We start from the raw sequence: 4,659 nt of genomic DNA, 5'->3' as shown, positions 1-4,659 counted from the left end.
CTGCCATTTAGCGGCAGAGTTTGAAAACTTTTGATACTTTTCTTGTACCGCATTGGTATTTATGTAATGGGATAACTTTGATTTTTGCTCTAACAATAAATTTTCAATTACACGGCTTTCAGCAGTTTCCATCCTGTTGATAATAAATCCATAAAAATCCACCTTGCTTCTGCGCCGACGAACCTCTTCAGGCAATATATCCTTCATCGCCCTTCGCATTACACCGCGCCCAAAACCATTACAGTATTTCAAATGAGCGGGTGCTGCTAAACACAACTCAATCACTCTTTTATCTAAAAAAGGATGACGAGGTTCGATGCTAACTGCTGCACTAATCCCATCAATTTGTTCGCTACCTTCCTGCATATTACCGGAAGTTATGGCTCGGTAATGGTTTAAATATTCAGTAGGTAAGTAGCCAAATTGATAATTGAACTCATCTCGGAGTAATTTACCTAATTTAATAGACTTTGCAAGTTTTTTAGCAATAATTGCATTGTAGTTATTCCACTTTAGCATACGAAAATTATTATAGATGCTTCGTAAAAATAACTTAATATTTCTTTGCGGATTAAACTGCCAATAGTTAGCGGATTTATAAAAGATACTAATATAGTTATGCCATTCAAACTTTTTAACTAACTCTGTAGCATAAGGCACCAGATATTGATATAAATCTGCCTCAATTTCCTTAGCACTATCAGACTTATTTTGATAACGACCTTCTACTATTTTTAGAAGCTTTTCCCATTCCCCTAATTCCAGTAACTCATGAGGATAATCCGTACCGTGAGAAACAATAGTATCCCCATCATGTCCCGTTAACACCACCCTTGCACCTTGTTGTTTGACCTCCCGAACAATCGCCAACAACATGGCTGGGGTGGGCATTTGTACTGGTTGGTCTAACCAAGGAGTAACGGTTTGAGCAGCACTAATGGGATTACCTACTTTCGCAACATGATGCTTAAAACCACCCTGGGCCAATACGGTATCTACATAAGCCGTCTCATCAGCCGAAGGGGTATCACAATCAGAATAAATCGTTAACAATTCTGCATCACTATCTTTCTCCCGCAACAAATTCCGCGCCACACAACTAACGGAAGAAGAATCGACACCACCACTGAGAGTAGACGCTACTGGGTAAGCACTCCGCAGACGACACCCTATCGCTTCGGTAAATCGCTTGCGGAATTCCTCCACATAGTCAGCATCAGTCTTTAACGTCTGCTGTATCTTCTTTGCTTCGGCATCTAAATCCCAAAAAGACTGAGATTCTATCCCTTTCTCGCTCACTTCCATCCAGTGGGCGGGAAGCAGACGCAGAATATCTTGATAGAAAGTATCGGGTTTTAATTTGGCAAACCCACTTAACTGACACAGATAAATAGCAACTTTGGCATCATTGACGTTACGGGGTACTGCATCTAAACAGAATAATCCTTTTATTTCCGAAGCAAAGACAAACAATTTACCGGGTTGATAGTGATAATAAAATGGCTTAACCCCCATATAATCTCTGGCACAAAACAATAGCTGCTTACGCTTATCCCAGATAGCAAAAGCAAAGTCACCAATTACCTTACCCGGACAGTCTCGCCCCCATTTATCGTAAGCGGCTAAAATTAAATCGCTATCAGTAATTTTATCGGCTGGACGATCGTTTAATTTCAGTGCATAAATAAGCTCATCCCGATTATCAATGCGAGCATCCGCTGTCAGTATTAAATTACCAGTGCGGTCTTTTAAAGGTAATTGCTCTAATAACGATTCAGGTGTCGTCCATAACATCCGATGTCCTAAACCTACAGAGCTATCATCGCACCAAACCTCAGCGCCATCTGGTCCCCGGTGCGCCAACACATCCACCATACGCCCGATCTTTTCGCGCTCCACCGGGCGACCATCAAGATTGTAAATACCTACAATTCCACTCATAATCTATAGCGGTTTGCGACAATGTTTACGTACATATTTATGGTTTTTTAGGGAACAGGGAACAGGGAACAGGGAACAGGGAACAGGGAACAGGGAACAGGGAATAGAGCAGTTGGCATCCAACCCAAGTTATTTATTATTGCCAATTAAGAACTGGACTTTATCTTTTTTGCCCCATTTTCATAATTAACTTATCTGCCGCTATAACTCCTTGATCAGAGCACAGCTACTTATAGTGTTTTTGATATTGATGAGGTACACAAAATTTTTCGCACTTCCGACTTTCCTACTCCCTGCTCCCTGCTCCCTGCTCCCTGCTCCCTGCTCCCTGTTCCCTGTTCCCTTTGCTACAGCCTGCTAAACTGAACTCCAAAATGTTTGACGACGCTTAAGGCGCTTGTGAATGCGATTTTTCAATAGCAATACCAGCACAATACTAGTGACAGCGCCATATCCACATGCACCTACAAGAGCACCAGGTACACCGTCGATTACGGTTCTGATGCTGAATTCTAATCCTCCTTTGACTGCTCCCCCTAAAGCGCTTGCAGGTATCCACCAACTTGCATGTTCCATGAAACGCCGCAACTGGAGCCATTGAAAAATTCCAATGATAGTCCATTCTAGGAGTCTGAGTAGAACACTAGCCCAAAATACCTGCACCCCGATCGGTACTCCTCCTATTTCCATGTCTGCTTCAGGAAGCATGGTTGCAATCCAATTCCTAACGCCAAATAATTGAATCAGAATCGAGTAGATCGTCCAACCCCAAATACTGGTAAGTATCCACCAACCCAAATTGCGAATGTATCGCCGCAATACAAGCCACTGGGTGAGTGCAAACACTGTCTCGAAAAAGAAGGAGAACTCTTCTATCCCCTCACTGACAACGTTGGCTAATATCCACAATGACACCAAAGCCAAATATGAGAGGATGGCCTGTTTCCTAAGATTATCATCATTCGATTTCAAGTTTTGTGATTTACTGATTCCCATCATTGATCACCCCTCTATGGCTATTTGATGCTTGACTACGTTGATTACGAAATACACCACTGAGCACAATTCCTGTCGCCAACAGCCCAATCATTCCCAGGCCATTCCACAAGACATAGATAGGCACAAGCTCTTTCCCCAAAAATCTACCTTCGTGAATCGCCATCATAATTTGTGCATATTTCCTGGGCATACCAAACCAAGTATTGCCGATACGGTATACGATACCCGTAATTGTAGTGAGCAATAAAGGCAAGAAAAGAATTGGGGCTAGTGTGCGGTGAAGTTTAAGGAGAGTACGCTTTTTCATAATCTACTTCTTTCAAAGGATGACATGGGAGTGAATCGAGAAAGGTCAGTCAGATCACCAATCACGATTTGTCCCTGACTTTCTACCCAAGCATGAGCCTCAAATTGTCCTTGCTCTCCCTTAGCAACCCCAATTCGCAGTTCAGCTGAGTAACGACACTGACTCATCAGAGTTTGCGTAGTTAAGGCTCTAGCTAAACATTTAGCATTACCAGGGAGATAACGGCTGCTACGATTCACCGCCTCAACAATTTGGTCTATGGTAGGGGAATATCGTCGTAACCCGACAGGATTTGCTTGACTGATAATTGCTAAAAGTCGTCGTAAAGTCTTAAATGGCAACGACCACATCCCCAATCTGACTAATGCCAGCAATACAAAGGCTTTGATGAAAAGTTGGCGCTCTGTATGGGTAAGGCTTAAGAACTTACGTAGCTGTTTCATCCCCTACCTCAATTAGTCCTTCAGTATGCAGTTCCTGGAGTAATCCCAAAATGTCATTTTCGCATTGCTCAGGCTCCACGTGGTACTTTGCTAAAATGGCATCCCGAATTTCATTAACAGTCTTTGGTTCCTGAATCAGATTCCAAATACTGGTACCTACAGCATTGAGACCAAAGTACACTCCAGACTTGAAGTTGAGAATAATCGTTTCTCCAGTAAAATCGGAAGATAACTGTTCCTTAATTGCTACTACCGTTGAATCAGCTTTTACCATGCTCTATAAAACTCCTGAAACTGAATGTATCTAGCCATAATAAACCGGGTATCCTTGGTAATTTGTGACCAAGGATTAAGTGCAACTTTACAGATAATTAGTATCAAAAAAAATTATCTTACTCTTACACAAAGACAGAGGATGACGAATTATACCAATTACACCTGATGAGATTGAGAAGGCTCAAACTATTAAAATTTACTTTTAAATAGCAGCGCCAAACAGACGGCGAGGATATTTTAAAAGTACCTTGGTTTACTTCCAAGCATTGATTTTAATGGCTGAATGCCTTATTATTCCAAGGTCATGGAATGGCTTTTAACTAGTCTAGGAAACGTTAAAACATCCTCTAATAACGAGACTTCGTTATTAATTTCATATTTCCTAGGTTTTATCCTAAAAAAAACACCATTTAGCGAAGCTAATTTATTGTAGATATTGCCCTGAAAAGATTGGACATATATAGAAAAACCCTTTCCCGTTAGGTATGTTTGATTGCCCTGAAAACATACCTTTAGCTCAGTAAACTTAACAGGCTATTTATCTAAGTATACTCAACATTCTGCAGTTTAAAGCTGAGACGATAATATTGTTATTTTTATTTACATTTGCACTCTGTAATCTAGGGTGGGCAGTGCTTTCGACAGATTCCGAAGCTTGCAAAGCGCGTTGATAGGCACTGCCCACCCTCTGAG

At 41.4% G+C, this 4,659-nt stretch carries 5 protein-coding genes; all 5 read right to left on the bottom strand.

What is annotated here, in order from left to right:
- The coding region (locus F6K57_RS37240; RefSeq protein WP_293073343.1) for a lasso peptide isopeptide bond-forming cyclase at positions 1–1,941 on the bottom strand (1,941 nt) is incomplete at its 3' end.
- A gap of 357 nt (positions 1,942–2,298) precedes the next feature.
- The gene (locus F6K57_RS37235) at positions 2,299–2,940 is read right to left on the bottom strand and encodes a hypothetical protein (RefSeq protein ID WP_293073341.1); all 642 of its coding nucleotides are present in this window, start codon (positions 2,938–2,940) and stop codon (positions 2,299–2,301) included.
- Positions 2,924–3,247 (bottom strand): hypothetical protein, encoded by a 324-nt coding sequence (locus F6K57_RS37230; protein ID WP_293073338.1) that lies wholly within the window; start codon positions 3,245–3,247, stop codon positions 2,924–2,926. The genes F6K57_RS37235 and F6K57_RS37230 overlap by 17 nt, the downstream gene beginning before the upstream one ends.
- A complete protein-coding gene (locus F6K57_RS37225; RefSeq protein ID WP_293073335.1) occupies positions 3,244–3,690 on the bottom strand; it encodes a lasso peptide biosynthesis B2 protein in 447 nt (148 codons plus the stop codon). Before F6K57_RS37225 ends, F6K57_RS37230 begins: the two co-directional genes overlap by 4 nt.
- Positions 3,674–3,964: a PqqD family peptide modification chaperone gene (locus tag F6K57_RS37220; RefSeq protein WP_293073333.1), complete on the bottom strand. Its 291-nt coding sequence runs from the start codon at positions 3,962–3,964 to the stop codon at positions 3,674–3,676. The genes F6K57_RS37225 and F6K57_RS37220 overlap by 17 nt, the downstream gene beginning before the upstream one ends.
- Between the last annotated feature and the right edge of the window lie 695 nt (positions 3,965–4,659).

The organism is Moorena sp. SIO4A5 (assembly GCF_010672005.1).
Lineage (GTDB): Bacteria > Cyanobacteriota > Cyanobacteriia > Cyanobacteriales > Coleofasciculaceae > Moorena.
Note: the sequence above shows the minus strand (reverse complement) of the source record. Positions and strands in the feature narration are given on the sequence as shown.

Bases quoted from the DNA above. Each gene is read 5' to 3' on its own strand.
- F6K57_RS37235 (WP_293073341.1), bottom strand. From the start codon at position 2,940: ATGATGGGAATCAGTAAATCACAAAACTTGAAATCGAATGATGATAAT.
- F6K57_RS37230 (WP_293073338.1), bottom strand. From the start codon at position 3,247: ATGAAAAAGCGTACTCTCCTTAAACTTCACCGCACACTAGCCCCAATT.
- F6K57_RS37225 (WP_293073335.1), bottom strand. From the start codon at position 3,690: ATGAAACAGCTACGTAAGTTCTTAAGCCTTACCCATACAGAGCGCCAA.
- F6K57_RS37220 (WP_293073333.1), bottom strand. From the start codon at position 3,964: ATGGTAAAAGCTGATTCAACGGTAGTAGCAATTAAGGAACAGTTATCT.